General features: G+C 65.3%; 17 protein-coding genes. 4 read left to right on the top strand and 13 right to left on the bottom strand.

Annotated features, from left to right (window positions below):
• Nucleotides 1–6: 6 nt before the first annotated feature.
• Both JAB8_RS23365 and JAB8_RS23370 read left to right on the top strand, forming a co-directional pair.
• The gene (locus JAB8_RS23365) at nt 7–2,715 is read left to right on the top strand and encodes an EAL domain-containing protein (protein ID WP_070291657.1); all 2,709 of its coding nucleotides are present in this window, start codon (nt 7–9) and stop codon (nt 2,713–2,715) included.
• Nucleotides 2,716–2,913: 198 nt separating this feature from the next.
• Nucleotides 2,914–4,356: an OmpP1/FadL family transporter gene (locus JAB8_RS23370; protein WP_070224443.1), complete on the top strand. Its 1,443-nt coding sequence runs from the start codon at nt 2,914–2,916 to the stop codon at nt 4,354–4,356.
• A gap of 216 nt (nt 4,357–4,572) precedes the next feature.
• On the opposite strand, the gene JAB8_RS23375 is transcribed toward JAB8_RS23370, so the two are convergent.
• From JAB8_RS23375 to wrbA, 9 genes are all read right to left on the bottom strand, one after another.
• On the bottom strand, nt 4,573–5,673 hold the full coding sequence (locus JAB8_RS23375; RefSeq protein ID WP_070291619.1) for a beta-eliminating lyase-related protein: 1,101 nt from the start codon (nt 5,671–5,673) through the stop codon (nt 4,573–4,575).
• A gap of 10 nt (nt 5,674–5,683) precedes the next feature.
• A complete protein-coding gene (gene leuE, locus JAB8_RS23380; protein ID WP_070291620.1) occupies nt 5,684–6,358 on the bottom strand; it encodes a leucine efflux protein LeuE in 675 nt (224 codons plus the stop codon).
• A gap of 2 nt (nt 6,359–6,360) precedes the next feature.
• Complete coding sequence (locus tag JAB8_RS23385; protein WP_070291621.1) at nt 6,361–8,241, bottom strand: ABC transporter transmembrane domain-containing protein; 1,881 nt, start codon at nt 8,239–8,241, stop codon at nt 6,361–6,363.
• A gap of 78 nt (nt 8,242–8,319) precedes the next feature.
• Nucleotides 8,320–9,396, bottom strand: coding sequence for a carotenoid 1,2-hydratase (locus JAB8_RS23390; protein ID WP_070291622.1), 1,077 nt, complete (start codon nt 9,394–9,396; stop codon nt 8,320–8,322).
• Nucleotides 9,396–11,987 carry an FtsX-like permease family protein gene (locus JAB8_RS23395; protein ID WP_070291623.1) on the bottom strand — a complete coding sequence of 864 codons (2,592 nt, stop codon included), beginning with the start codon at nt 11,985–11,987 and terminating at the stop codon, nt 9,396–9,398. The genes JAB8_RS23390 and JAB8_RS23395 overlap by 1 nt, the downstream gene beginning before the upstream one ends.
• Nucleotides 11,975–12,403, bottom strand: coding sequence for a DUF4124 domain-containing protein (locus JAB8_RS23400; RefSeq protein ID WP_083287885.1), 429 nt, complete (start codon nt 12,401–12,403; stop codon nt 11,975–11,977). Before JAB8_RS23400 ends, JAB8_RS23395 begins: the two co-directional genes overlap by 13 nt.
• Nucleotides 12,400–13,842 (bottom strand): FAD-binding oxidoreductase, encoded by a 1,443-nt coding sequence (locus tag JAB8_RS23405; protein ID WP_070291624.1) that lies wholly within the window; start codon nt 13,840–13,842, stop codon nt 12,400–12,402. Before JAB8_RS23405 ends, JAB8_RS23400 begins: the two co-directional genes overlap by 4 nt.
• On the bottom strand, nt 13,839–14,249 hold the full coding sequence (locus JAB8_RS23410; protein WP_070224481.1) for a DUF2069 domain-containing protein: 411 nt from the start codon (nt 14,247–14,249) through the stop codon (nt 13,839–13,841). The genes JAB8_RS23405 and JAB8_RS23410 overlap by 4 nt, the downstream gene beginning before the upstream one ends.
• Nucleotides 14,249–14,857, bottom strand: a complete 609-nt coding sequence (wrbA, locus tag JAB8_RS23415; protein WP_070224480.1) for an NAD(P)H:quinone oxidoreductase — start codon at nt 14,855–14,857, stop codon at nt 14,249–14,251. The genes JAB8_RS23410 and wrbA overlap by 1 nt, the downstream gene beginning before the upstream one ends.
• Nucleotides 14,858–14,924: 67 nt before the next feature.
• On the opposite strand from wrbA, the gene JAB8_RS23420 reads away from it, so the two are divergent.
• Nucleotides 14,925–16,301 (top strand): YihY family inner membrane protein, encoded by a 1,377-nt coding sequence (locus JAB8_RS23420; RefSeq protein ID WP_254679578.1) that lies wholly within the window; start codon nt 14,925–14,927, stop codon nt 16,299–16,301.
• Nucleotides 16,302–16,420: 119 nt separating this feature from the next.
• Complete coding sequence (locus tag JAB8_RS23425; protein WP_070291625.1) at nt 16,421–17,818, top strand: esterase-like activity of phytase family protein; 1,398 nt, start codon at nt 16,421–16,423, stop codon at nt 17,816–17,818.
• A 73-nt stretch (nt 17,819–17,891) separates the two neighbouring features.
• On the opposite strand, the gene JAB8_RS23430 is transcribed toward JAB8_RS23425, so the two are convergent.
• The 4 genes from JAB8_RS23430 to JAB8_RS23445 are packed head-to-tail and all read right to left on the bottom strand — an operon-like array spanning nt 17,892 to nt 23,465.
• On the bottom strand, nt 17,892–19,883 hold the full coding sequence (locus JAB8_RS23430) for a WG repeat-containing protein (RefSeq protein ID WP_070291626.1): 1,992 nt from the start codon (nt 19,881–19,883) through the stop codon (nt 17,892–17,894).
• Between the two features lie 29 nt (nt 19,884–19,912).
• On the bottom strand, nt 19,913–21,316 hold the full coding sequence (locus JAB8_RS23435; protein ID WP_139143157.1) for a PoNe immunity protein domain-containing protein: 1,404 nt from the start codon (nt 21,314–21,316) through the stop codon (nt 19,913–19,915).
• 24 nt (nt 21,317–21,340) lie between these two features.
• Nucleotides 21,341–22,153 carry an alpha/beta hydrolase gene (locus JAB8_RS23440; protein WP_070291628.1) on the bottom strand — a complete coding sequence of 271 codons (813 nt, stop codon included), beginning with the start codon at nt 22,151–22,153 and terminating at the stop codon, nt 21,341–21,343.
• A 1-nt stretch (nt 22,154) separates the two neighbouring features.
• Nucleotides 22,155–23,465 carry an O-acetylhomoserine aminocarboxypropyltransferase gene (locus JAB8_RS23445; protein WP_070291629.1) on the bottom strand — a complete coding sequence of 437 codons (1,311 nt, stop codon included), beginning with the start codon at nt 23,463–23,465 and terminating at the stop codon, nt 22,155–22,157.
• Nucleotides 23,466–23,547: the final 82 nt, after the last annotated feature.

A 23,547-nucleotide genomic window follows, 5' to 3' on the forward strand; every position in this document is an offset into this window, starting at 1 on the left:
GTGGAGATGAGCAGGGCCGATTTTTTCAAGGCCAATCTGCGCCTGATCCTGGCTTGGCCCTTGCTGGGGCTGGTCCTGTGCGCGGTGCTGTGGACGGCCACCTTGCTGCAGCTGGAGGCGGAAAAAAAGGTGGCGCAGCAGCAGGCGCTCGACAGCGTTTCCTCGTTGTCGAAAGCCTACAGCCAGTATCTGCTGCGCACCCTGGAGCAGATGGACCAGCTGACCTTGCAGCTCAAGTATGAATGGGAAAATTCGCGCGGCCAGTTGCGTCTCGACCAATTGAAGACGCAGGGCATGTATGCCTTGCCGCAATTTGCCATCGTCGCCATTCTCGACCGCAAGGGCCATCCCGTGACGGCCACGGCGCCGCTGCAGCGCCTGCGCGTCAACGAGCGCAGCGATTTCCTGCTGCGCCACTGGCGCAGCAATTCCAGCGCCCTGCGCATCGCGCTGGGAAAGGCCAATGCCGCCAGCGAAGCGGCGGCACCCCCGGGCGTCGACGAAAGCCTCGTGCATTTCACGCGCCGGCTGGAAGACGTGGATGGCAATTTCGACGGCGTGCTGCTGATCTCCATCCACTCCAGCTATTTTTCCGAATTCTACAACAGTGTCAATTTCGGCAAGTTCGGCATGTCCGCCATGGTGGGGGAAGAGGGCGAGCTGTTCAGCACGCGTCTCGGTGCGCGCGTGTTGCCGGCCCAGAGCGCACAGGGCACGCCATTCCTCGACACCAGTTTCCTGGAAACGGAGAGCGGCGCCCTGCATTCGGGCGGCAGGATCGCTTTTTCCGACAAACAAAGCCGTTATGTGGGCTGGCAGGCGTTGAAAGCCTATCCGTTTACGGCCGTGGTCGGCCTGTCGGACGGCGAAATGCTGCACCCCTACGAGGAAACGCGCACCATCTATATCGGCATCGCGCTGGCCGTCACCGTGCTGCTGCTGGCCTTTGCCGCCGTCGCCACGGTGCTGTCGCTGCGCCTGGCGTGGCGCCACCACCAGTCCGAAGGCGTGCGCAATGCTTACCGCATGGCCACAGAAGGCACGAGCGACGGCTTTTATATCATCGCCGCCCTGCGCGGCGCCGATGGCAGCATCCTCGATTTCGAGATGGTCGACTGCAACGAGCCAGGCGCCGGCTACTTCGGCGTGCGGCGCGAACAATTGCTGGGCATGCGCCTGCAGTCGCGCGCCCATGAGCCGTATTTCCGCGACCTGATCCACAATTACCGGGCCGCCATGGAGTCCGGCTTCTCCGAGGAAGAGATCGAGCTGCCGGAAGGCAATCCCTTCAAGCTGCGCTGGATACGCCGGCGCCTGGTGCGCAGCGGCGACCGCCTGGCCGTCACCCTGCAAGACATCAGCACGGCCAAGGAGCACGAGCGCGACTTGCGCCGCCTGGCCAACGAGGACGGCTTGACGGGCTTGCCCAACCGATACTGGCTGCAGCAATTCCTGCCCGGCGCCCTGGGCCGCGCCGCCATCGCGCGGCGCATGCTGGCGCTGCTGTTCATCGACCTGGACGGCTTCAAGGATATCAACGATACGCAGGGCCACGCCGAGGGAGATAAAGTGCTGCGCGCCGCCTCGCTGCGCCTGAAGGCCGTGCTGCGGCCGGGCGACCACGTCGTGCGCCTGGGCGGCGACGAATTCGTTGTCGTGCTCGACCCGGTGGAGGACGACAGCCGCGCCGAGCAGGTGGCGCAGCGCATCGCCATCGCCTTTGACGAACCGTTTTACCTGGGCAGCGAACGCCACAAGATGGGCGCCTCGATCGGCATCAGCCTGTATCCGCGCGATGGCGCCGAGACGGAAGTGCTGCTGAAGAACGCCGACATCGCCATGTACGCCGTGAAAGTGGCGGGCAAGGGCCATCACCGCTTCTTCCAGCCGGAATTGTTCGAAACCATCCGCAGCCGCCGCGAACTGGAGCAAAGCCTGGTGGCGGCGCTGGAGCAGGACCAGTTCCTCGTCGTCTACCAGCCGCGCGTCGACGCCATGAGCGGGCAGCTGTGCAGCATGGAGGCGCTGGTGCGATGGCACCATCCGCAGCATGGCATGGTGCCGCCGCTGGAATTCATCCCCGTGGCCGAGAGCAGCGGCCTGATTTCGCAGCTGGGCGAAGTCGTCATCGAAAAGGTGTGCCTGCAGATGGCGCGCTGGCAAGCCAGCGGACTGGAACTGGTGCCCGTATCGATCAACGTGTCGGCGCGCCAGTTCGGCCGTGGCGACGTGCACCAGGTGCTGGCGTCCGCGCTGACGCGCCACCGCATCGACGCGCGCCTGATCGAGGTGGAGATCACGGAATCGGCCATGATGGATGAGCAGAACCGCGCCGTGGAGCAGCTGTCGGCCATCCGCGCGCTGGGCGTGCGCCTGCTGGTCGACGATTTCGGTACCGGCTATTCCTCGCTGTCGCAGCTGCAGAAGTTCGCCATGGATGGCTTGAAGATCGACCGCGCCTTCACCATGGAGCTGGGCCGCTCGGAGCAGGGCGAGGTCTTCGTGCGCGCCATCCTGTCGATGGCCCATGCGCTGGGCATGAGCGTGGTGGCCGAAGGCGTGGAGACGCGCGAGCAGCTCGACATCCTGCGCGCGCTGCAATGCAATGAAGTGCAGGGCTATTTCATCTCGCGTCCCGTGCCGGCCGAACAGATGCTGGCGCTGATGCATCAGCGCTTCCTGATACCGCTTCCAGCCCCGGCGCCGGCGCTGTAGAACTTCGTGATTGACATGGAAAACAACGCCGTTTCATAAAAAGAGCGAACGTTCGCTTTTTTCTAAAAAATATTATATGCTTCGCTCATGCCGTCAGTGAATTGGAGTTCACGGCGGCAAGAACAGTGCAGGACGGGTGAGGTTGAGCTACCCGGGACAATGTGACGAAGACACTTCATATAATAAAGAGAGACTAACTTGAAACATAAATATCTGCCCCTCCTCATCGCCGTCGCATGCGCCGGCTTCGCTTCCACCGCCCAGGCATCGGGCTACCGTTTCGGCTCGCAAAGCGTTTCCGCCCAGGGCACGGCCGACGCCAGCGGCGCCGAAGCGGCCGACGCGTCGACCATTTTCTATAACCCGGCCGGCATGGCGCGCCTGGAAGGCACGCAATTCGTGGGCGGCGGCACCCTGGTGGTACCGCATTCGACCTACACGGATTCGGGCTCCAAGCCTTTCTTCCCCGGCAACCGCACGCCTTACGCGGCAACCAAGGACTATGCGCCGGATGCCGTGTTCGCGCCAGCGCTGTATGCCAGCAAGAAAATCAATGAGCAGTGGACCGTCGGCGCTGGCCTGTTCGTGCCGTATGGCGCCAAGCTCGACTACGGCAACGACTGGTATGGCCGCTACGCGATCACCAATATCAAGCTCGAAGCCATCGCCCTGAATCCTTCCGTGTCGTTCAAGCTGGACCAGCACCACTCGTTCGGTTTCGGCGTGACGGCCGAATACATGAAGGCGGAACTGGGCCAGGGCGTGGACGTGCCGGGTTCGGTTGCCTTCCTGGGCAAGTTTGCCCCTAGCGCATCGCAGGCCTTCCTGGCCAATATCGCCAAGACGCAGGGTCTGGCTGCGGCGCAAGCTGCGGGCGCCGCGCTGCAGGGCCCGATCAAGGATGGCCATGCCTCGATGGATGGCCATGACTGGGGCTTCGGCTTCAACCTGGGCTACCTGTACCAGCTGAACGAAGGCACGCGTTTCGGTATCGCCTACCGCTCGTCGATTTCGCACAAGCTCAAGGGCAGCACCATCTGGGACTTCTCGCAAGTGACGAGCAATCCGGCCGTGAACGCTTTCATCGCCAAGGCGTCGAATAAGGTCAATTCGGAAGCGCTGGTGGAATTGCGCACGCCGGAAACCCTGTCGGTCAACGCCTTCCATCAGATGGATGATAAATGGGCCTTGATGGGCGACGTCACCTGGACCCGCACTTCGCGCCTGCAGAACCTGGATATCCAGTTCCCGCCGACGGCCGAAGGCGCCGAGCGCATTCGCCAGAACTGGAAAGACACCTACCGCGTCTCGCTGGGCACCAACTACAAGTACAGCGAAAGCCTGATGTTGCGCGCCGGTATCGCCCACGACCAGGCGCCGGTCCGCAGCGCCGAATTGCGCCACCCGGCCTTGCCGGACAGCGACCGCATGCAGTATTCGATCGGCGCGAACTGGAAGCTGAACGCCAATTCCTCGATCGACCTGGCTTACAGCTATATCGACTTCAAGGATGCTGACGTCAACTACACAAACGACTGCTCGCCGGTCAAGACGGGTTGCACCGGCAACGGTGAAACCACCAAGGGCCTGTTCAAGACCCGCATGCAGTTGATCGGTCTCGCTTACAACTACAAGTTCTAAGCAGGTAGTGGCGGCCGACCCGGCCGCCATGAAAGGAAAAAAGCGCCTTCGGGCGCTTTTTTTTGGGGGGCAGACCCCAGCGGTGGTGCGCTGTTGGGCGCGGTAGGGTGTAGGTCGGATTAGCGTGGCGAAGCCGCGCGTAATCCGACGGTATTGTTGGCGATGGCTGTGGTGTTGTCGGGTTACGCGCTATGCGCTAACCCGACCTACCCCGACCTACGCCGATGGTGCCTTGTTACGCATGGCCTGATCCAGCAGGGTCAATGCCAGCCGCACGCTGTCGTCCGGCAGTTCCAGCAAGTTATCCCCCACATACCACTCCACCACGCTGTGCCCGGGCAGGGCCGCGTGGCTGGCGCGGCCGAAAAGCCAGATGCCGTGGTCTTCGGCCACCTGGTTGCGGATGGCGATGGCCCGCTCGCGCGATACGGGCAGGTGCAGGTGCAGCATGTTGGCCTGCGGCTGGGCGGGATTGACGGCGATCGATGGAAAATCGCGCAGCAGCGCGTACAGCCACTGCGTGCGCGCAAAATAGCGGGGCATGGCGGCGAGGCGCGCGTCGAACTGCATGGCGGCGGCCACCACGTAGGGCGTGCGGTGCACGATGTTGCCGCCCTGGCGGTGGAACCACGCGCGCGCACGCTCGACAAACGGGCGGCTGCCGGCCAGCATGGCGCCGCCGAGGCCGCCGATGCCCTTGTACAGCGACACGTAGACGGAATCAAAACCGTCGCAGATGGCGGGCAGGGGCTGGTCGAAGCCCGCTTGCGCTTCCCACAGGCGCGCGCCATCCATGTGCAGGTGGATGTTGCGGTCGTTGCAGTGCAGCTTGATCTGGCGCAAGTCTTCCCACGACGGACACTGGCCGCCGATCTCGCGCATCGGCAGTTCGACCTGCGCGGCGCCCAGCGCATCGGGCACGGCGCGCAGGTCGTCCACCGTCCACGGGCGGTGCGGGTCGCCCAGCATCAAGCCCTTGAAGTGATCGAGCAATTCATGGTTGCCCCGCTCGTGGCGCAGGATGTGCGAGGTCGGGTGCAGCGCGACGAGGCGCGAGCCCCGGTCCTGGCAGGCCAGGCGCAGGGCCGTGACTTGCGTCATGGTGCCTGTGATGCAGAATACGGCCGCCTCGAAGCCGAGCAGGCCGGCGATCTTGTTCTCGAACTGTTCGATCAGCGCGCCTTCGCCATAGGTATCGTGTGCAACATCGTTGGCATCGCACCAGGCGGCCATGGCGGCGAAGGTGGCCGCTGGCGTGGGCTGGCGGTGGCCCGGCAGGATGGTATGGCAGCGCTGGCGCAGTTCAAGCTCGTTCACGGTGTTTTCCTTACAGGGTGGCCGTGGCCAGTTTCGCGCCAAAGCCGATGAACATGGCGCCCACGCCGCCGCCCATGCCGGCCGACAGGCGGCGACGGCGGCGGAAGGTCTCGGCCAGCCGCGCGCCGACAAAGATGATGGCCGTCAGGTAGGTAAAGCTGATCACCTGGCAGATCAGGCCCAGGCCGATGAAGGACAGCACGGGCTTTGCAAAGGCCGGGTCGACGAACTGGATGAAAAACGAGATGAAGAACAAAATCGCTTTCGGGTTCATCAGGCTGATGATCAGGGCCTTGCGGAACGGGTCGCTTTCCTTGACGGGGGCCGGCACGGCTGCCGCTTCGCCTTCAGCGGGCGCGGGGGCGCGCAGCTTGCGCCAGCAGCCTATCAGCATCTGCAGGCCGATCCAGCCCAGGTAGGCCGCGCCGATGTATTTCACCACATAGAACAGGGCCGGGCTGGCTTTCAGCAGCGAAGCGACGCCGCAGGCCGACAGCACCATCAGAATCAGGTCGCCGGCGAAGATGCCGAAGGCGCCCTGGTAGGCGGGCCGCACGCCGCGCTGGGCGGCGACCGACAGCACGTACATGGAATTGGGGCCGGGCAGGATGACGATGAAGATGGTCCCCAGTAAAAAGGTCCAGAAATCGGTGATGCCCAGGTTGGCGTGGAAAAGTGCGTTCATGATTATTCCGCTGGATTGAGCTGTACGTGATGAAATTGCAGTGCGGCGAGATTCGCGTAGATGCCGCCAAGGGCGACCAGCGACGCATGCGTGCCCGTCTCGACGATCCTGCCGTCTTCCATGACGATGATGCGGTCGGCCCGCTGCACGGTGGCCAGGCGGTGCGCGATGATGACGGTGGTGCGGCCCACCATGGCCGCCTCCAGCGCCTTTTGCACCAGGCGTTCCGATTCCGCGTCGAGCGCGCTGGTCGCTTCGTCGAGCAGCAGCAGCGGCGGGTTTTTCAGCAGGGCGCGGGCGATGGCGATGCGCTGGCGCTGGCCGCCGGACAGGCGCACGCCCCGTTCGCCGAGGAAGGATTTGTAGCCGTTCGGCAGGCGTTCGATGAATTCGTGGGCGGCCGCCATCTTCGCGGCGGCGATGACGTCGTCGTCGCTGGCGCCGGCGCGGCCATAGCGGATGTTTTCCATGGCGTCGGCCGAGAAGATCACCGTATCCTGCGGCACGATGCCGATGGCGTCGCGCAGGGTGTGCAGATCGAGCTGCTTGATGTCGACGCCGTCGAGGCGGATGCTGCCGCTTTGCGGGTCATAGAAGCGCAGGAACAGCTGGAACAGCGTGGTCTTGCCGGCGCCCGACGGGCCAACGACGGCCACCGTTTCGCCGGCGCGGATGTCGAGGCTGACGTGGTTCAGGGCGTGCGTATCGGGACGCGACGGATACGAGAACATGACGTCGTCCAGCGACAGCGAAGCGCCGTTCGCGGCGCGCGCCGGCAGCGGCAGCGGCGTGGCAGGCGACTCGATTTCCGATTTGACGGCCATCAGTTCCAGCAGGCGCTCGGTGGCACCGGCGGCGCGCTGCGCTTCGCCCATGACTTCGGACAGGGCGCCGATGGCGCCGGCCACGATGGAAGCGTACAGGATGAACTGGCCCAGGTCGCCGCCCGTCATCGCGCCTTCCAGCACGGCGCGCGCGCCCAGCCACAGGACGAACACGATGGTGCCGAAGACCAGCAAAATTGCGATCATGGTCAAGAGGGCGCGGGCGCGGATGCGGCGCATGGCCGTCATGAAGGCGCCTTCGACGGAGTCGCCAAAGCGTTTCGATTCGATTTTCTCGTGCGTAAACGCCTGCACGGTGGGCATGGCGTTGAGGATTTCGCCGGCCATGGCCGACGCGTCGGCGATGCGGTCCTGCGAATCGCGCGACAGCTTGCGCACCTTGCGGCCAAACACGATGATGGGCACGACGACGAGAATCAAGAGGCCGATGATGATGCCGGCCAGCTTGGCGCTGGTGACGAACAGCATCACCAGGCCGCCCAGGAACAGCAGCACATTGCGCAGCGCCATCGAGATGCTGGTGCCGACGACGGCCTGGATCAAGGTCGTGTCGGTGGTGATGCGCGACAGGACTTCGCCCGTCTGCGTGGTCTCAAAGAATTCCGGGCTTTGCGTGACGACGTGGCGGTACACGGCGCTGCGGATGTCGGCCGTGACGCGCTCGCCCAGCCACGACACCGTGTAAAAGCGCGCCGCCGTGGCCAGCGCCAGGATGGACGCCACGCCGAACAGGGCGAGGAAGACCAGGTCGACGTGCTGGATGCTTTTCGAGCCGGCCGCGCCGCCGAAACCGAGGTCGATCATCTGCTTGAAGGCGGCTGGAATGGCCAGGGTCGAGGCGGCGGCCACCACCAGCGCGATACCGGCCAGGAAGAACTGCTTGCGGTACGGCGTCAGAAAGGGCATCAAGCCCTTGAAGGCGGCCAGGCTGCCTTTTTTCAGTTCGCGGCTGCTGCCGGTGTCGGGAGTCGGTGCGGTACTTGCGGCGGTTGCGGCGGTTGCTTTGCTGGTGCTGCCTGTTTCTGTGCTGGTTGTCATTGTTTTTCGCTTTGATTTACTTTTTTGCTTGTCCGGGGTCAGACCCGATGGGTCTGACCCCGGCATTTTATGCATTGCTTACAACTTCATCGGCTGGACATAGCCCGTCATTTCCAGGTAGGCGCGGCCGACCGGCTGGCCGTCGCGCTCCACCGTCACGGCGCCTTCCCAGTACACGGCCCCCGTCGAGCGGCGCGAATCGAGCTCCTGGTCGGCCTGCAAGGGCTTGATCTGCCAGCGCGTGGCACCCGTGCGGATCTCGGTGGCGACCGGGTATTCTGCCTGCGTGCGGGGCGAGCGCCACAGCTGCGTGGGCGTGAAATCGACGTCGCCGGGCGCGTACTGCATCATCTTACCGGACGCGTCGCGCCATGTCGCGTGCGCCCATAGTTTAGCACCTGTCTTGCTGCGGATCTGGAAGGCCATCAGGGCGCCGCCGTCAGCGAGGTTGGCGCCTATCCAGTTCCAGCCGCTGGCGTCCGCATCGAGCACCTGGCTCGACCACTCGTGATCGAGCCAGGTGGCGCCTGTCACCGCTTCCGGCTTGCCGCCCGCGCGGGCGATCGTGCCCGTGGTATGCAGCTGCGGCTCGCTGTAGTAATAACTCGATTGCGCGGGCCGCGCGCCCTTGCGCGAGTAGCCGCCAACGCCTTGCAGCAGCACGGGCTGGGTAGGGGCCAGGGTCAGCTGCAAGCTGAAGTCGCGCGCGGCCAGGCTGACCTTGTAGCTGCCGTCGTTCTGGCGCTGCATGCGCCAGTCGTCGAGCTTGATGTCCGTGTCGCCCACCCTGGCGTAGGCCAGGCCGAAGCCTTCGCGCGCGCTTTTCTCGTCGTGCAGCAGCTTGCCCACTTTCGGGTCGGACAGGGCCGCATGGCCGATGATCAGCTGTTTCGGCGCGAAGGCGCTGGGGTTGTCCGCGTCGGCGGCCGTGGCGCTGCGAAAGAAGGTCACCTGGTAGCCCAGCTGCTCGCCGCCGCTGGTTTTTACCCATCCGGTGGCGTACCACCATTCCGTTTTATACGCGGGGTGGGCGCCGAAATCGTGCGGCATGCGCAGGGTCTGGCCGGCCGGCAGCGGCGTGACGGGGGCGAACGCGGGCGGCGCGGCGATGGCGGCGGCGCTGCAAAACAACAATAAACAAGTCAAACGGCGCATTACCAGTCCTCCCTGACGGCGCGGATGGGGCCAGCGGACAGCGCCTGGCGCCCCGCGATGAGGGCGGTGAGGGCGGCGGCCGTCAGCAGGGCGCCGGCCACGGTGGCGATCAGGGGCCACGGCAGGTGCAGCTGCATGGTCCAGTGGAACGATTGCGGATTGACGATGAAGACCAGCACAAAGCTGATCAACAGGCCCAACACAAAACCGGTGGCGATGCCCAGTGCCGTCAGCGCGCCGCCCTCGAGCGCCAGGATGGACAGAATCTGGCCGCGCGTCACGCCCACGTGGCGCAGCATGCCGAATTCGCGCGCGCGCGCCAGGGTCTGGGCCGAGAACGTGGCGGCCACGCCGAACAGGCCGATGACGATGGCGATGGCTTCCAATAAATACGTGACGGCGAAGCTGCGGTCAAATATCTGCAGGCTCAGGGCGCGGATGGCCGACGGGTTCGACACTTCGAGGCTGGCGCCGAAAGGCAGGGCTTTCAGGCGCTGCTGCAACTGCTCGCCCGTGGTGTTTTTGGCCAGCCACAGGGCCGCGTCGCTGACGTCCATATCGCCCGTCAGGGCGCGGTAGTCATCGAGCGGCATCTGGATGGCGCCGGACGAGCGCGCATAGTCGCGCCAGATGCCGGCGACGAAGAACTTGTGCAGGCCGCCCGCCAGCGGCAGCGCGATCTGCCGGCCAGGCTTGACGTTGTACAGGTCGGCCGCCGCTTCGGACAGCCACACGGGCCGGCTGCCTGCCGGCACGGGCAGGGTGTCGCCCACCAGTACCATGCTCTTGCCAGGGTCCCGCAAGTTGATGGGGCGCGCCAGCAGCATGACATTCGGGCGGTCCGGCGCCAGCGACAGCGAGCGCAGGCGTTGGAAATCCACCCTGGCCACGCCGGGCAGGGCGGTGATGCTCGCCTGTTCGCGCGGGTTCAGGCCCGCCGTGCCGCCGCTGGCCGCCGGGCGCGTGTACACGTTGGCCGGCAGGATCTGCAGCAGCCAGTCATCGACGGAAACGCGGAAACTCGACACCATGATCGCCATCGCCACCATCAGGCTAAAGCTCGACAGCACGCCACCGAGCGCGATGCCGGCCTGGCCCGAGGCGTTCGCCAGGCGGGCCACGGTCAGGCTGCGCACGGGCGCATGCTTGCTCGTTTCCGTGCGCAGCCATGCGGCTTGCAGGGCGCGGAAGACGACGGCCGCCAGCTGCGGCATCAGGGCGATGGCGCCGATCAGCAGCAGGGCGATGGACAGGTAGCCGAACAGGGGCAGTTCGAACACGGGCGGCAGCAAGGTCAGGGCGCCGGCCAGCAGCAGACACGCCAGCGCTGGCCAGGTCTTGGCCAGGCGCGTCGTCACGACTTCCTCGCTGCCCGATTTCAAGGCGATGGCGGGGGCCGCGCGCGCCGCTTCCAGCGCGGGCGCCGCGCAGCCCAGCAAGGCCACACCGAGGCCGAGGGCAAAATACACGAAGGCGGCGACGGGCGTGAATTGCACCTGCGGCTGCACGCCCGCGAAATAGCCGGCACCCAGGTCGCCGCCGAAAAAGCGCAGGGCCACGGCGGCCATGGCATAGCCGCCGGCGATGCCCAGCGCGGCGCCGACGATACCGAGGCTGGCGCCTTCCAGCAGCACCTGGCGCAGCAAGGTTCCCCGCTCCATGCCCAGTACGCGCAGCAGCGCGAACTGGCCGCGGCGGCGGATGACGGACAGGGCTTGCGTGGAAAACACGAGGAACGCCCCGGTAAACAGGGCGACCAGGGCCAGCACCGTCAGGTTGACGCGGTAGGCGCGGCTCAGGTTATTGTTGCGGCTATTCTGGTTTTCATCATTTGGCTGGCCTACCTGGAAACGCCCCGGGTACTGCGTTTCCAGCGCGCTGCTCAGCGCGGCCTGGAAGGCGTCGCGGTTGACGCCCTGGCGCAGTTTCAGGTCGATGCGCGACAGCTTGCCCAGCTTGTTGAAGCGCCATTGCGCCGCACCGATATCCATCACGGCGATGCGCTGGCCGGCGCGCGCGCGCTGCAGCGAACCGGCCACGCGCAGGGACACCGTGCCCGTGCCCGATTGCAGCGCGACCTGGCCGCCTTCGGCGACGTCGAGCCAGCGCAAGGCGGCAGGCGATAAAAAGAGGGCGTCGTCGGCCAGGGTGTCGAAAGGCTGGCCTTCGGCCGGCGCGCCGATCAGGTCGGGCGAGATGAAGCCGGCGCGGAACACGTCGAGCGCCAGGATGTGCAGCGGGCCGCCGTCCTTCTTGCCACTCACGCCGGCTTGCAGTTCCAGTACGGGCGAGGCAACGGCCACGCCGTCGCGCTGCGCCAGCCACGGGTAGACGGCTTCGTCGAACAGCGCTTCGCGCCCGGCCACCTGCACGTCGGCCTGACCGGACAGGCTTTTGACGGCCGTGGAAAATTCATTGAAGGCGGCCGCGTTGATCAAATGGATGGCAAAGCCCAGCGACACGCCGATGGCGATGGCGAGGATGGCGACGAAGGCACGCACGGGATGCGCGCGCCATTCGCCCAGCAGCAGCCAGCGCGACAACAGGCGCATACCTGCGGGATTGGCTGCCGGCGCACTCAATTCAGACATTCAACGGCCAGGCGCTCGCCGGCGCGCCGCGCTTTCAGTTGCGCCGCATTGCGGGTTTTATCACCCGCGCCGACGGCGTCCTGCGCCGCCCATTTTTGTTCCAGCCGTAGCTGGGCGCAATGCTTCTCGTGCATTTCCTTCTGTTTGGCGGCCCGTTCGCGCGCCTGGTCTTCCAGGTTTTCGCGCTTCTTGCGCGCCGCTTCCATCTGGCTGGCTACCCGTTCCTGACGTGTGGCCGCGCCCTTGTCGACGGCGGGCGGAGGCGAGGGAACTTCCAGGATCTGCAGCTGCCCGCCCGTGCAGGGCGTGGCGCTATAGCTGGTCTGGCCATCCTGCACGCATTTGTAGACGTCCTGCGCGCTGGCGGAACCGGCCAGCAAGGCCATGGCGCAGAGCAGGAGGGACGATGGCTTCACAGTATCTTCCCCGGATTCATGATGTTCTGCGGGTCCAGCGCCTGCTTCACTGCGCGCATCAGCTGCAGTTCCAGCGGCGACTTGTAGTGCGCCAGATCCGCCTTTTTCAGTGCGCCGATGCCGTGTTCGGCCGATATCGAGCCGCCAAAGCCGTGGACCTGGTCGTGCACGATGCGGTTGATGGCATCCTGGTTGGCCAGGAAATCCCGGTCCGTCATGCCGGCTGGCGGCGCCACGTTGTAATGCAGGTTGCCGTCGCCCAGGTGGCCGAAGCACACGAGCTGGCAGCCGGGGAAGGCTGACGCAAGGGCCGCATCCGTGACGGCGATGAAGTCGGCGATGCGGGAAATGGGCAGCGAGATATCGTGTTTGATGTTCTTGCCCGCCTGCGCCTGCGCCAGCGGAATATGTTCGCGCAGCTGCCACAGGCCTTCGGACTGCGCCACGGAACTGGCGACGACGGCGTCTTCGATCAACTCGTCTTCCAGGGCCGCGCCGATGCTCGCTTCGAGCAATTCCACGGCGTGCGCCTCGGACTGGCAGCTGGACAGTTCCAGCAACACGTATTGCCCATGCGACTGCCCATGCGCGTCAGCGAAAGGCCGCGGCAGCTGCGGGAACTGCTCCGCCACCAGTTGCAGACAGTACTGCGACATCAGTTCAAAACCCGTCAGGCTGGCGCCGCAATGGTCCTGCATCAGGCTTAACAAGCGCAGGGCGTGGGCGGGCGAGGGCATGGCGGCCAGCGCCGTGATGCAGGCCTTCGGCTGCGGGTACAGTTTCATGACCGCGCCCGTGATCACGCCCAGGGTGCCTTCGGCGCCGATGTACAGGTCGCGCAAATCGTAGCCGGTATTGTCCTTGCGCAGGCCGCGCAAGCCGCTCCAGATCTCGCCCTGCGGCGTGACTACTTCCAGGCCCAGGCACAGCTCGCGCGTGTTCCCGTAGCGCAGTACTGCCGTGCCGCCCGCGTTCGTCGCCAGATTCCCCCCGATGGTGCAGCTGCCTTCGGCCGCCAGCGACAGGGGGAACAGACAGCCGGCGGCACTGGCCGCTTCCTGGATGGTTTGCAGGATGCAGCCGGCATCGACCGTGATCGTGCGGTTGACGGGGTCGAGCGCGCGGATGCTGTTCAGGCGCGCCAGCGACAGCACGACGGCCGTGCCGGCGGCATCGGGAATGCTGCCCAGCACCAGGCCCGTATTGCCGCCCTGCGGCACGACGGGCACCTGCCATTGCGCGCAGGCGCGCAGGATTGCGGCCACCTGCTCCACGGTGGCGGGGCGCAGCACGGCCAGGGCCTTGCCCGTAAAACGGTCGCGCCAGTCGGTGAGGAAGGGCGCCGTGTCGGCATCGCGGGTGAGAACGTAGCTGTCGCCCAGCAGGTCGCGGCAGGCGGCGAGGAAGTCGGCTTGGTCATGCACTGGCTGTTCGATCATTTTTTGATGCTCACTTTATTCACTTTTTCCAGCAGTTCCTTGGCCATGCGCTTGGCCGCCTTTTTATACGGGCGCAGATACAGCACGGCGCAGACAAAATAGACGCAGACGATGGCCGCCTCGCCCCAGGCCATCAGGGCCGAGGTGGGGTTCGTGTCGCTGTAGCCGCGTACCACGCCTTCCGTAAAGTACAGCAGGATCACCATCGACGACCATTGCAGGGTGTAGACGTCGCGCTTGATGACGCCGTACAGGGGAATGAGCAGGGGAGCCGCCTTCAGCACGACCCAGGAGCCGCCCGGCTGCAGCGGCGCGACGACGGTTTCCCACAGCAGACACCAGACGATCAGGGTGACGAGGCTGGCGATGGCGCCCCAGTGAAAATACTTGTGCAGTGTGCCGTGCATCATGCGCCTGCCAGTTTCGCGGCGTTTTCCGCCAGGCGCCGGCCCAGGGCGACGGCCAGGCGTTTTTCATCGTCGCTCAAGGCCTTGTCGCCGTCTATGCCCGACCAGTGCGTGGCGCCATACGGCGAGCCGCCCGTGGACGTCGTCATCAGTTCCGGATGCGTGTAGGGCAAGCCCATGACCAGCATGCCGTGGTGGAAGAGGGGAATCATCATCGACAGCAGGGTCGATTCCTGGCCGCCGTGCAGACTGCCCGTGGACGTGAACACGCAGGCGGGCTTGCCGGACAGGCTGCCGGCCAGCCAGTCGCTGGCCGTGCCATCCCAGAAGTACTTCATGGCGGCGGCCATGTTGCCGAAGCGCGTGGGCGAGCCCAGGGCCAGGCCCGCGCATTCCTGCAAGTCGTCCAGTTCCACGTAGGGCGCGCCGTCCAGCGGCACCTCGGGCGCCGTCGCTTCCGTTACGGTGGAGACGGCGGGCACGGTGCGCAGGCGCGCATCGCAGCCAGGCACGCTTTCCACTCCCTGGGCTATCAGCTCGGCCAACTGGCGCGTGGCGCCATGGCGTGAATAAAACAATACGAGAATAATCAGATTGGTTGGCTTCATCATTGGTATTATAGGGCGCTTTACAGCCTGATACGACTGCTGTCATGGCGCCGTTCTGATTTTGCACATGTTTTCAAAATATATATTCCCGTTCTTCCAATACCTGTGGCGCACCCTGAGTATGGGGCTGGACGTCGTGCGCGGCCTGACGTGGTCAGAAGCGCGCGACCTGCTGCAGTTCGCGCGCCGCCGCGTGCGCGAGGAAAGCCTGCCGCAAGTGGCCGGCAGCCTGACGTTCGCCACCGTGTTCGCGCTCGTGCCCCTGCTCACGCTGGCCCTGGCCATCTTCACCACTTTCCCCCTGTTTAATACCTTCCGCCACGCGCTGGAAGACTATTTCGTGCAAAGCGTGATGCCTAAGGGGATTTCGAACACCATCCTCGACTACCTGACGACGTTCGCATCGAAGGCGACGCGATTGTCGGCCATCGGCGCGGGCGCCCTGATCGTCACCTCGGTGGGCATGATGGGCTTGATCGAGCGCGTCTTCAACCGCATCTGGCGCGTGCGCCAGGAGCGCCGCTGGACCAAGCGTTTGCTCGTCTACTGGGCCATCGTGACTCTCGGGCCGCTGCTGGTGGGCGTGTCGCTGACGGTGACGTCGCGCCTCTTCATGGCCACCAGCGGCGTGGTGGGCGCCGTGCCGTTCATCGGCGCCGTGTTTTACACGCTGGTGTCGATCGGCCTGACCATGCTGGCGTTTACCTTGCTGTACATCGCCGTGCCGAACCGCGACGTGGACTGGCGCGACGCGGCCTGGGGCGGCTTGCTGGCGGCGCTGGCGTTCGAGGTGGCCAAGCGCGGCTTCGGCGAATTCATCCAGGAATTCCCCACCTATTCGCGCATTTATGGCGCACTGGCCGCCTTGCCGCTGTTCCTCGTGTGGATATACCTGAGCTGGATGATCACCCTGGTGGGCGCCTTGCTGGTGGCCGCCTTGCCCGTCGTGAAATACGAGCGATGGTGGTACGAGGCGGCACCGGGCAGCGAATTCGTCGACGCCGTCGCCATCCTGAAAGTGCTGCACCAGGCGTGCCACTGCGCCGATTCGGCCCTCGTGGGCGCGGCCGAGATCCGCCGCAGCACGCGCCTGGGCTTCGAAGAGATGGAAACCCTGCTTGACAAGATGGTGCAGCAGGGCTGGGTGGGACGAGTCAACGTGGATGGCGCCGTGCGGGTACAGTGGGGCAAGCGCGTGGCCGACAGTTCCGACCACTGGGTCTTGCTGGGCAACGTCAACCGCATCAGCCTGGCCGACGTCTACCGCCTGTTCGTCTTCGGCGGCATGCGCGTGAACTCCGGCTATCCGGCCGGTTCCACCAACGAGCGCGACATCAAGGCGGCGGAAGAGGCAGCCGCGCTGGCGGCGCAGGTGGAAAACGCCGTGGAGCAGGGACTGGGCCTGAGCCTGGCGCAGCATTTCGGGGAAGTGCGCTGCAATTGACGGGCCCGGCGGTGCGCTTCCTGCCGGCATCCGCCGCGCGCGCTAGGTACGCATGTCATAAACTGGTCACCGAAGGCCGGTAAGCTTTCCTCTCCATTCATCTTGTAGAGGAAGCAAATATGCGTTGTCATTTGAGCGGTTTGAATTTGTGCCGCGGCTTGGCCATCGTGATGGTGAGCGGCATGCTGGCCGCCTGCGGCGGCAGTTCCTCTGCGGCTCCCGACGCGGTGCCCAAGGAGGGGGAAGGGCTGCCGCACCAGCTGGTCGGCTGGGCAGCGTTGCCTGACACGGCGCGCTGGCCGGCGCCGGTTTCCGGACAGTTCACGGCCGCGGCGCTTGGCGTCAGCCCGCCGTTTGCCAATGGCGTGCCGATTCCGGGCTTCTCCGCTCTGCTGAGGAATGACGACGGCAGCTGGACTGCCATGGCCGACAATGGCTACGGCGCCAAGGGCAATTCGGCCGATTTCGTGCTCGGCCTGTATAACGCCAGCATCAACTTCCGCACGGACGCAGACGCCAGCAAGACGCCGGGCAGCATCAAGATCAACAGTTTCCTCGCCTTCAACGACGCCAGGGGTTTCTTAAACGACGGCAAGGGCATCGACCTGAAAATCACGGCCGACTATGTCAACTACCCAAGCAACACCTCCGGCGGGCTGGTCTTTTCCGACAGCGGTATCGCCGTCGATGCGCGCATTCGCGCGGGCCGCCTGCTGACCGGTTTTGACTTCGACATTGAATCGCTCGCGCGCGCCGCCGATGGCACCTGGTTCGTGGGCGAGGAGTTCGGCCCGTATATCCTGCACTTCGACAAAAACGGCACGCTCATGGGCGATCCCGTTCCCCATCCCTTCCTGCGCAGCCCGGCCAATCCGGAAGTGCTGGGCAAGGGCGCCAGCATCACCCTGTCAGGCAGCCGCGGTTTCGAAAGCCTGGCCTATAACGCCGACCGCAGCCTGCTCTACGCGGTGCCGGAAGCGGCGCCAAGCGACCCGTCGCTGCGGCCCGTTGCCGCGGATGAACGCTACCTGAACATCTTCGAGTTCGACCCCGCCGCCATGCGCTATACGGGCAAGAACCTCGTGTACCGCAAGGATGGCGCGGCCAAGGATAATGGCGTCGTGATCGGCGACATGACCAATGTCGGCGGCAGCAAGTTCGTGCTCATCGAGCGCGATGGCTTCTGGGGCGCCAAGGCCGTGATCAAGCGCCTGTACCTGGTCGACCTGAAGGAGAAAGATGCTGATGGCGCCCTCAAGAAAACGCTGCTGGTGGACTTGCTGAATATCTCCGACCCCAAAGGCATCGGCGGGCAGGCGAGCAATATGCCTGTGGGTAAGTTCAGCATGCCTTTCGACTCGGTGGAGAGCGTTGAAGTCCTCGATGCCCACACGCTAGTCGTGGCAATTGACACGAACTACCCCGGTGAAGACGGCCGCAAGCCAGGCAAGCCGGACGATACCGAAGTCATTACCCTGCGTTTTGACAAGGCGCTGTTCGATCGTTCCGTCAAGTAAAGATGCACCCGGCCAGCAACGGCGCTCCATGTTGCCGGCCGGGTGCGATATCAGCAGACGGGCCGGCAAGCCGTCACAGCAGCACGGGCCGCAGGGCCGCCTGCAGCGCCACCTTGCTGAACGCGGCCGCATCCTGCGCGCGCACCACGCCCAGATAATACGTGTCTTCGCCGTCGTGCAGGTTCACCAGGCGCAGCTGATGCGGCGCCAGGTGGGTGGCGATGGCGGCCAGGCCTTCGGCCATCGCGTCGCCATCCTCGCGCTGCGCCCACGAAAAATCGCGCAGCGCGGGCAGGTCGATGTGCCGGGCGATGCGTGGCACTTCATCGACCGATTTCCAGTCCAGGGTGGTGCCGTGGCCCAGCGCATCGGCGGCCGTGGACCAGAGCAGGAAGAAACACGCCGCTTCGGGCGTCTCGCCTTCGTATTCCTCTTCCGGGTCGTCATCCGCCAGTTCTTCCAGGGTGATGTCCACGCAGCGTGCGGCCAGTGCCGCATCGCCCAGCAAGAGCAGCGTGGCCAGCGCGCGCAACTGCTCGCGGTCGGCCTTGACCAGGATCTGCGCCGGCGTGAAGCTGCGGCGCTTGGCGGGCTTTTTCTTGCCCAGGCCGATGGACTCGCTCAATTGCGCCGTGATGGCCGCCTTGAAGTTCTCCACGGTGTCGAACTGCTCCAGCAGCTGGCCCGTGAAATCCATGCTCCAGGCCATGCCATCGTTGACCACATATAAAAAGTCGCTTTGCACGGCCACGCCGCGCAGATGGTGGGCGGGCGGATACCGCGGCGTAAAAGCCTGTTTTCCGTCCAGGGTCAGCATGCACGCCAGGCCTTGCGCATCGATGGCGAAAATCAGATTCTTGTGCAGCTTGGGCGGCGACGACGTGGTGGTGCTATCGATTGCTTCGTACTGGCATGGCGCCAGCAGCTCGCCCTGGCTATTGACCAGGCCAAACAGGAAGCGCCCGGCGATGCGCTGGCTGACGATGGCGATTTTTTTCTTCGTGCCGAAATCCTGCACGGAGCTGTAGGAGGCCGGCACCACCACCTTGCCCGTGGTGTCGACCACGCCGTGCACATTGCGCTCGTCGTCATCGCCCGTCTGGCGTTCGATGTCGATCAAGCCATCGTCGCGCTGGCAGATGTTGTCCACCCCGTCCATCAGCAGCGCGCCGTCGGGCAGGCGCAGCAGGCTGCTGGCGCCGTCCGGCGCGATTCTCTGTACCAGATGGGGGCTGATGACGTACAGGGCGCCGGGGGATGGCGGCAGCACCACCGTGCCGTTGAGGTCCAGCACGCCGTGTGCATCGGAGGCGTCCGCCGTGGCAAAGGTGATCCAGCCATCGTCCGCGTAGTAAACGCCCAGGTCGACATAGCGCTGCGACAGCGGCACGATCCAGCGGCCATAGGGCGTGACCAGGCCGGTGACGTCCGGTTCAGCGGCGGCGCTGACTGCATAGCACAGCGCGTCCTCTTCCCATCCCGCCACTTCCAGGCCTTGCAGGAACGGTACATCTTCCGCATCGAGCTCCTCGACATCGGCCAGTTGCGCGCTGGCGGACGCCGACCAGTAGCCGGTGGCGGGCGATGCGGAACCAGCGGCCAGCAGCGGCGCCAGCGCGTCGCGGTCGCCGCGCAGCAGGGCAGAGTGCAGGGCATGCGCCTCGGCGCGCAGGGCCTCGAGCGCGGCCGCGTATTCCGGCGTGCCGATATCGTGCGCGATCAGCTGCACGCAATCGAGGATCAGCCACGCCTGGCCGCTGGCCAGCAGGCTGCTGATGGCGCTGCGCGCGACGATGGCGGCCGCGTCGCGCGGCCGGTCCATCAGCGTTGATAATGCTTGCCAGCTGGCCTGCGCCTGCGCCATCGGCGCGGCCAGCACGCAGGGGCAGTCTTCGCCATCGCCGTAGATGGGCCAGGCGACGGCTTGCGTGCCGGCGCCGATGAGCAGCTTGAACAGCACGGGTACGTCCAGCCGCCATTCAGCCAGGCCCGTGATCGTCTCGGTGTCGAAACCGGCCTGGCCGGGCAAGAAGGCGGTGCTGAACAGGGCTGCGGTATTGATCATTGATATTTATCTAAAAGTAAACGGGGCATTCAGGGCGTGGGCGGCATCACCCAGTGGGCCAGCGCGCTGCGCTCCAGGCCAAGGTGTTTGGCCACGGCGGCCGCCTCGAAGGCCCACAGGCCGTAGTAGCCGCCCAGGCCGTGCGCGCGCAAATGGCCATTGAACCAGTCTTCGTGCACCAGCGCGCCATGCCAGCTGGCCAGGTAGTGCCGCAGGTGTTCCAGCTGTTGCGCGGGATCGTCCGCGTCCAGGCACTCGAAAAGGGCCGAATAGGGCTCGGCGAAATACCATTCGTCGACGGCGGGTCGCGTCGGGTCGATGGTCGCCAGCAGCGCTTCGTACACGCCGTCTTCGCCGTCGAAGGCCGTCTGCAGGGCGGCCAGGCGGGCGGCCAGGTCGTGGCGGCCGAACAGCAGGGCGGCGCCCAGCAATTGCAGGGTACGCGCGTAATCCGTCAATTGTTCGAAATCAAAGGCGGGCAGGGCATCGTCATCGTAGGCGGCGGCCAGGGCCGCGCGCGCCGTTTCGCAGGCGGCAATGGCCGCTTCCAGCGCCGTTTCCACTGCCGGCAAGGGCAGGCCTGCCGTGTAGCGCAGCGAGAATGCCTGGTAAGCCGTGCTGGCGGCGGCGCATGCCCAGTAGGCGCTATCGCCGCCATCGATTTCCGCCTGCCCCTGCGCGCGTTCGTAGGCGGCCAGCAGGGTGTCAAGATAGGCCAGGTTGCGCGCAAAATCGAACGGGGTGCCGGAAGGCAGGGGCGGCGCCTGACGCGGCACGTGGGGCCAGGGCGCGGACGAAGGCGGGCAAGCGGCCGCGCAATCGCGCTGGATGGCCCAGTCGGCGAAGATCTGTTGCAGATATGTCGCCGTCTCGTCGTCGTGGGCGATAGCGCCGACGCCCACCATGGTCGTGCCCAGCAGGGTGTAGCCGGGGAAGCGGCTGCTTTCGTAGGCGATGGTGGTCACGCTCTGGATGGCCTTGCCGTCGCTCAGGTCGCGCACGCGGAAGTACACGTCGTCCCAGCCCGCCAGCGGAGGCGCTGGCGTTTCATTCGGCAGGATGGCCCAGCTGCCGTCGGCCTGCTCTTCATAGGCCTCGAGCAACTCGTCGAGGCTGCCGGGGCGGTCGATGCGGTTGTTGGCGTCGTATTGCAGGCCCAGTTCCGCCGCGAAGGCTGCCGCGTGGCGGCCCTCGAAGACCAGGTACAGGGCGCTCGTGGTGCCGACCAGCAGGTCCGTGTGCTGGCCCGCGACGACCAGCGCTTGCGGCAGCCGGCACCATTGGTAGTACGGAATGCCGGCCATCGGGCCGCCTTCTTCCGCTTGCGGGTTATTGAAACGCAGCTGCTCCAGCCATTTATAGCGTTCGTGCCGCTCCGCTTCCGTGCCGCTGCCGCGGCCAGTCAATTCATCGTGCAGGGTATTCAACAACATGTGCATCTATCCTAAAAAAAGCGTTCATGCCGCTGCCGTTTGGGCAAACGCAAACAGCGCATCGAGCACGGCGTCGGGCTGCTCGGCCATCAATTCGTGCCCGCTGTCGACCTGCACCACCTTGCCATGCGCGATGGCAGACGTCAGCAAGCGGGTCGATTTGGGCGGCGTCATCATGTCGCGCGCGCCGACAATGAATAAAGTGGGGCAGTGTACCGAAGCGGCGGCGATTTCGCCGTTCGCGTAGGCATTGCAGGCATAAAAATCCGTGTGAAACACGTGATCGGGGTTGAGGGCGGCGATGCGCTGTTTCAAGCGCCGCGCGCCGCCCATGGCGTAGAAGCCGGGGCCCGGGAACGACGGCTTTTGCGCGATCGACGAGTGCGACCAGATATTGACCATGTCGATGGCCGCCTGTTCATCGTTGAGCGACGTTTCCAGCAGCGCCGGCGAGACTTTCATCGGGTAGGTGGAGCCGAGCATGGCCAGGTGGCTGACGCGATCCGGCGCCAGGAATGCCGCTTCCAGCGCGATCAATGATCCCATGCTGTGGCCGATCAGCATGGCCCTGGGTGCGCCGGCGGCGTCCAGCACGGCGAGGATCCAGCGCGCCAGTTCCTCGACCTTGGTTTTCGCCGCGCCGCCGCTGCGGCCGTGGCCCGGCAAGTCGACGGCCAGCACGTTCCAGCCGTGGTGCGCAAAATAACGCGTCTGCAGGGCCCACACGGAATGGTCGTTTTGCGCGCCGTGGATGAAGACGGCCGTGGGCTGGTGCGGCTTGAATGGTTTGCCGCCCGTGTAGCAGTAGGCCGTGGTGTTGTCGATGGTGAGCTGCATGTCAGGCGCCTTTCTGCGACAGTTTCAGGCCACGGGCCAGGTCTTCGATCAAATCGTCGGCGTCTTCCAGGCCCACCGACAGGCGCATGGTGCCCTGCGTGATGCCCGCCTGCGCCAGTTGATCGTCGGGCACGCGGAAGTGCGTGGTGGAGGCGGGGTGGATGACAAGCGACTTGGCGTCGCCCACGTTGGCCAGGTGCGAAAAGATCTTCAGGCTGTCGACAAAGCACTGGCCCGCCGCGCGGTCGCCGCGCAGGCGGAAGGTGAAGACGCCGCCCGCGCCCTTCGGCAGCAGGGTTTTCGCCAGCTCGTAATCGGGATGCGACGGCAGTTCCGGGTAGGACACGGATTCCACGGCCGGATTGGCCAGCAGGAAATCGATGACCTTGCGCGTGTTGGCCACGTGGCGGTCCATGCGCAAGCCCAGGGTTTCGATGCCCTGCAGGATGGCGAAGGCGTTGTGCGGGCTCATGACGGCGCCGAAGTCGCGCAAGCCTTCGCGCCGCGCGCGCAGGGCGAACGGCGCCACCGTCGATTCCTCGGCGAAGACCATGCCGTGAAAGCCGTCATATGGTTCGCACAATTCGGCGAAACGGCCTGTCTTGTCGTACGCCGCCTGCCAGTCGAAGGTGCCGCCGTCGACCAGCAAGCCGCCGATGGCCGTACCGTGCCCGCATAAAAACTTGGTGGCCGAGTGGAACACCAGGTCGGCGCCATGCTCGAAGGGGCGCAGCAAATACGGCGTGGTGAACGTCGAATCGAGCATCAGCGGCAAGTGCTGCTCGTGGGCCAGGGCGGCAATGGTCGGGATATCGAGCACGTCGAGGCCGGGATTGCCCAGGGTTTCCGCGAACAGCACTTTGGTATTCGGGCGGATGGCGGCGCGCCAGGCATCCACGTCGCACGGGTCGACGAAGGTCGTCTCGATGCCGAAGCGTTTTAATGTGTAGGCGAGCAGGTTGTGCGAGCCGCCGTACAGGGCGCGCGAGGCCACGATGTGCGAGCCGGCGCCGGCGATGGTACATAAACCCAGGTGCATGGCGGCCTGGCCGCTGGCCGTGGCGATGCCGGCCACGCCCCCTTCGAGGGCGGCGATGCGCTCTTCCAGCACGGCGTTGGTGGGATTCGAAATGCGAGAATAGACGTGGCCGGCCCGCTCCATATTGAACAGCGAGGCCGCATGGTCCGAACTCTTGAAGGCAAACGAGGACGTGAAATGGATGGGCGTGGCGCGCGCGCCCGTGGCCGGGTCGGGCGCGGCGCCCGCATGCAGGGATAAGGTATCGAAACCGGGGTATTTCGGGCCGCTCATGGTGTCTCCGCCAAGTTTTATAGTGGCAAGATCGTAACCTGATTTGCAGCTGAGCAAAAGGGCTCCTGTGCAGGGCGCATGG

This window comes from Janthinobacterium sp. HH106, from assembly GCF_001758725.1.
GTDB lineage: Bacteria > Pseudomonadota > Gammaproteobacteria > Burkholderiales > Burkholderiaceae_D > Janthinobacterium.

What these genes read in the sequence shown, in the direction of transcription:
- JAB8_RS23365 (WP_070291657.1), top strand. Translation starts at nt 7, where the DNA reads ATGAGCAGGGCCGATTTTTTCAAGGCCAATCTGCGCCTGATCCTGGCT.
- leuE (WP_070291620.1), bottom strand. Translation starts at nt 6,358, where the DNA reads ATGAACGCACTTTTCCACGCCAACCTGGGCATCACCGATTTCTGGACC.
- JAB8_RS23385 (WP_070291621.1), bottom strand. Translation starts at nt 8,241, where the DNA reads ATGACAACCAGCACAGAAACAGGCAGCACCAGCAAAGCAACCGCCGCA.
- JAB8_RS23390 (WP_070291622.1), bottom strand. Translation starts at nt 9,396, where the DNA reads ATGCGCCGTTTGACTTGTTTATTGTTGTTTTGCAGCGCCGCCGCCATC.
- JAB8_RS23395 (WP_070291623.1), bottom strand. Translation starts at nt 11,987, where the DNA reads ATGTCTGAATTGAGTGCGCCGGCAGCCAATCCCGCAGGTATGCGCCTG.
- JAB8_RS23405 (WP_070291624.1), bottom strand. Translation starts at nt 13,842, where the DNA reads ATGATCGAACAGCCAGTGCATGACCAAGCCGACTTCCTCGCCGCCTGC.
- JAB8_RS23410 (WP_070224481.1), bottom strand. Translation starts at nt 14,249, where the DNA reads ATGCACGGCACACTGCACAAGTATTTTCACTGGGGCGCCATCGCCAGC.
- wrbA (WP_070224480.1), bottom strand. Translation starts at nt 14,857, where the DNA reads ATGAAGCCAACCAATCTGATTATTCTCGTATTGTTTTATTCACGCCAT.
- JAB8_RS23420 (WP_254679578.1), top strand. Translation starts at nt 14,925, where the DNA reads ATGTTTTCAAAATATATATTCCCGTTCTTCCAATACCTGTGGCGCACC.
- JAB8_RS23425 (WP_070291625.1), top strand. Translation starts at nt 16,421, where the DNA reads ATGCGTTGTCATTTGAGCGGTTTGAATTTGTGCCGCGGCTTGGCCATC.
- JAB8_RS23430 (WP_070291626.1), bottom strand. Translation starts at nt 19,883, where the DNA reads ATGATCAATACCGCAGCCCTGTTCAGCACCGCCTTCTTGCCCGGCCAG.
- JAB8_RS23435 (WP_139143157.1), bottom strand. Translation starts at nt 21,316, where the DNA reads ATGTTGTTGAATACCCTGCACGATGAATTGACTGGCCGCGGCAGCGGC.
- JAB8_RS23440 (WP_070291628.1), bottom strand. Translation starts at nt 22,153, where the DNA reads ATGCAGCTCACCATCGACAACACCACGGCCTACTGCTACACGGGCGGC.
- JAB8_RS23445 (WP_070291629.1), bottom strand. Translation starts at nt 23,465, where the DNA reads ATGAGCGGCCCGAAATACCCCGGTTTCGATACCTTATCCCTGCATGCG.